Annotated in this window: 2 protein-coding genes; one reads left to right on the plus strand and one right to left on the minus strand. The window is 40.0% G+C overall.

The features are described 5' to 3' along the window. The first annotated feature begins 2,242 nt into the window (after positions 1-2,242). Entirely contained in the window at positions 2,243-2,677 is a 435-nt protein-coding gene (locus ACYQ2C_RS18495) for a hypothetical protein (RefSeq protein ID WP_460104652.1), read from the plus strand. Positions 2,678-3,121: 444 nt separating this feature from the next. Here ACYQ2C_RS18495 and ACYQ2C_RS18500 read toward each other — a convergent pair whose 3' ends face one another. Continuing rightward, the gene (locus ACYQ2C_RS18500) at positions 3,122-3,358 is read right to left on the minus strand and encodes a hypothetical protein (protein WP_460104653.1); all 237 of its coding nucleotides are present in this window, start codon (positions 3,356-3,358) and stop codon (positions 3,122-3,124) included. Positions 3,359-3,586: the final 228 nt, after the last annotated feature.

Raw genomic sequence — 3,586 nt, forward strand, 5'->3', positions numbered from 1 at the left:
TTCACTCCGGCCACAAAAAGCGTGGCCTCCGCGGGACAACCTACACTGCGTTTCGGTTGCCCCTTAGCAAAGCGTTATAAGGCAACCAAGATTTAGCAATGGGATTAATCGAAGCAATACTATTAGGCATCCAGTTTAAGAGGCTACAAAAGCCTTTAGTTTTCTTTTCTATGCTTATTGGTCTCATAGTCTTTAGCGTTTTCGGTGTAAGCCTAGTCTGGGCTTTAGTGACAGAGCTTGCATCTACAGACAAAGAGTTCACCTTACAGTTGGTCGGTGCTACTTTTGGCTTGCTTGCAATATCAGTCATATTTCTTGGGCTAGCGTGGGTGTGTGGTTATTTTATAAAAAGGTGCTTTGAGTAATGCCTTATAACAAGTTGCTCAAGTACACTCCGCCAGCTAAAGCTGGCTCCGCGGGACGCCAATTGCATTGGCGCCCCTTAGCAAGGCGTTAGAACCATTCAGTGGTTTTAATCAGTGGTGAATTTTAGATGTTACGTAAATTGAAAGTTTTCGTTCTTGGCGCTTTTAAGTACAGTGCAAAATGTTAGCAGCTACTAAATCGTGGTAGTTAATTTTTAGTAAAAAGGTAGATGTGAGTTGGGCAGTTTTGCGCTTCTTAGTTTCAATGAGTGAAGTGGTTGCGTGAGGCAGAGCAGTTTTGTTCTTCGTGGTTTCAGTTAGTAAGGTGGCGCGTAAAGTTTGGTGGTTTCGTTCTTCGTGGCTCAAATTGGTAAATTTGTCCGCAGAAAGTAAGGTAACTTAAATGTTTGGTAATACACTTTTAGCGTTGCAAAATAGCTATTTTTACAATTGTTCTAACAAGCAGCTCAAACCGACCTCCACTGCGTTGCTCGTTTTGTGTTTTTTCGCTACGCTCGCACAAAACAATCAACTTCGTTCCGGCGGTTTAGCTGGTCGTTATACGTAAAGAGGGCACATGGAAGAAATATTGAACAACGCACAAAATCCTGCATGGTGGTTCACGGGTGTATTTTTCATTCTCATGGCGCTTATTATTTCCGCACTTATTAAAAAATGGATCCCTACATTGTTGGGAATTCTATCTGAAAATACCACTTTCGTGGCAAGAAGGTTTTTCCTCAGATTACGATTTAATCGACTTAGAAAGATTAAAAGAACAAGGTTTGATGATCTTCAGTAACAAGAGAAATTATAAAGAACTACTCCTATTTGATCCTGTATATAATTTCTATCCTTGTCGTTCTAACTGAGATAATTAGTACAGCAATTGATCTTGAAACAAGCATGGAGTCTTTGACAATTGAAAAAAGAAAGGAATTATTTCTGCTAGTGGCAATGATAGTAATACCTATATATTTTTTCCAGGTAATGTATATGGTCCAATCAAAATATTTGAGTGTTCTGCCCAAGCGAAGAGTAAAAATACGTATAACAAGGCCATCAATTTGACCGCTTTACGCGTCGCTTCAAACGGCAATTTATAGCAGCAGTTAGAACTGCTCAGTGGTTTTATCAGTGGTAAATTTTAGGTGTTACGTAAACTGGAAATTCTGGTTCTTAGTATTTTTAAGTAAAGTGCAAAATATTGGCAGCTACAAAATCGTGGTAGCCAATTTGTACTAAAAAAGTGGATTTACGTTGGGCAGTTTTGCTCTTCGTGGTTTCAATTAGCAAAGTGGTCGCGTAAAGCCGGGTGGTTTCGCTCTTCGTGGCTCAAATTGGCTAACTTGGTTGTAGAAAGTAAGGTGGCTCAAATGTTTAGTGGTACGCCTTTAGCGCTGCAAAATAGCTATTTTTGTACTTGTTCTAACAAGTTGCTCTTATTCGTTCCGGCCACAAAAGGCGTGGCCTTCACCGGACGTGCTAACGCGCGCCGCAAAGCAAAGCGTTATACGTATTCTTTGTATTATTCTTGGTGAATTTAAGAACTGTTTTGTCGCTGAAGTTTGTCATTCTTGGTAGTTGAAACTTCAGTAAACTAAAGTGTTAAATGGCTAACGTGGTAACCAATATTTTGCATCTTTCGGTCTGAAAATTAATCTCGTTCGTTCTTCATAGTCCGCGTCAAACTGTGGTAAATTTTTAGTTTATTGGCCTGCATTTTAAAGCAGTAAATTCAACAATGGTGGTGAAGGTTGGTTATGTTAAAAACGTATAACAAACCGCTCAAACATCAGGCAAAAACAAGTTTTTGCCTTGGACTCGCCACTACGTGGCTCGCTGTTTAGCGGGGCGTTAGGCGGCAAGGAGCATCGATGTATCCCAAAGATAAATATGAGTGGAAAGTTTTTCTTGCTGCTCTTGCGTGTATTTTATTTGGCTTTGCCTTGTCATTTATTAAATCAGATTGGCAATGGTTGGAAAGATCAGGCTCTCTCATAGTTATTGTTGCTTTATGCTTTTTCTGGCGCGACAGGGTTGATAGAGATGAAGAGTTCATCCAAAAGATGGCAGATTATGAGAAAAAGTGCAAAGAAACCTTGGAGCCAATAACCTCTGAAACAGATTTCTCAAAAGTAAAGTTAGTACTTTATTACAACGTGGACGAAGAGAAAGCTAAAAAGCGTATACAAGCACAGCGGAAAAGGTATACACATATTGAAGTAGGGCTTGCTGTGATTGGTACGTTCATTTGGGGTTATGGTAACCCTTTAGCAAGTATATTCTACAGCTTTTGCAATGGCGCCTAACAAAGCCATCAATTTGACCGCTTTACGCTGCGCTTCAAGCGGCAAATTATGGCGGCGTTATGCATCGTGAGTAAATCAGACTAATGTTTTTCATCTTCGGCCTAACTCTTCAAGCTATATTCCTAGCGCCTTCATTATTAATATGGTCACTATGTAAGCGTTTTATGCCAACATATTTCAAACGCAGCCCTTACCTAATGACTCTCATTTGCTTTATTTTGTCGTTGGTTACAGTCTTTGCTCTAAAAATAGAATTCGAAGGTGGGTTAATCTCGGGCATCATCATATTCTCAGTGTTATCGTTTATTTACACATTAACCATTGCGCTTGGCTTATTTGTAATTCAGCGTATAAAGGCAACCAACAATGCATAACAAGTTGGTTAAGTTCGTTCCAGCCCTTCGGGCTTCCACGGGACAGCCAAAGCTTCGCTTTGTCTGCCCCTTACCAAGGCGTTATGTGAGTATTAGATTCAGTGCCTAAGAAATGGATGAAAAATAAATTAAGAACAGTGATGGCTGCGACGTTACTTTTGCCTTTTATGGTTTGTAACGCAGAGAGCCCAGATACATTAACTATCGATGTGGCAAAGAGTTTCGCCGCTATCGCAAGTAAAGGCAGTCCCAGAATGGTGGACGAATATACTCGAATGGAGCGAGTGTACTCGGACTCACTTGACATTATCGTCGACTACACAATTCTCGCTGCCATACCTGAGTATAGTGAAGCTGAGCATCGAGGCCGACTGAAAAGCAATTTTACGAGTGTCATGTGTGCTATACCTAAATTTCATGATCAGCTATTGAGCAAAGGTGTAAAGCAAATCTATAGGTATAGGAACCTCTGATTAACCTAAAAATATTTAGATTATTATTTGAGAATACCGTTTATCAATGAATAATCTAATAT

This window comes from Sessilibacter sp. MAH3, from assembly GCF_054658275.1.

Excerpts from the sequence above, each read along its gene's own strand:
- ACYQ2C_RS18495 (WP_460104652.1), top strand. The coding sequence starts at position 2,243 with ATGTATCCCAAAGATAAATATGAGTGGAAAGTTTTTCTTGCTGCTCTT.
- ACYQ2C_RS18500 (WP_460104653.1), bottom strand. The coding sequence starts at position 3,358 with ATGTCAAGTGAGTCCGAGTACACTCGCTCCATTCGAGTATATTCGTCC.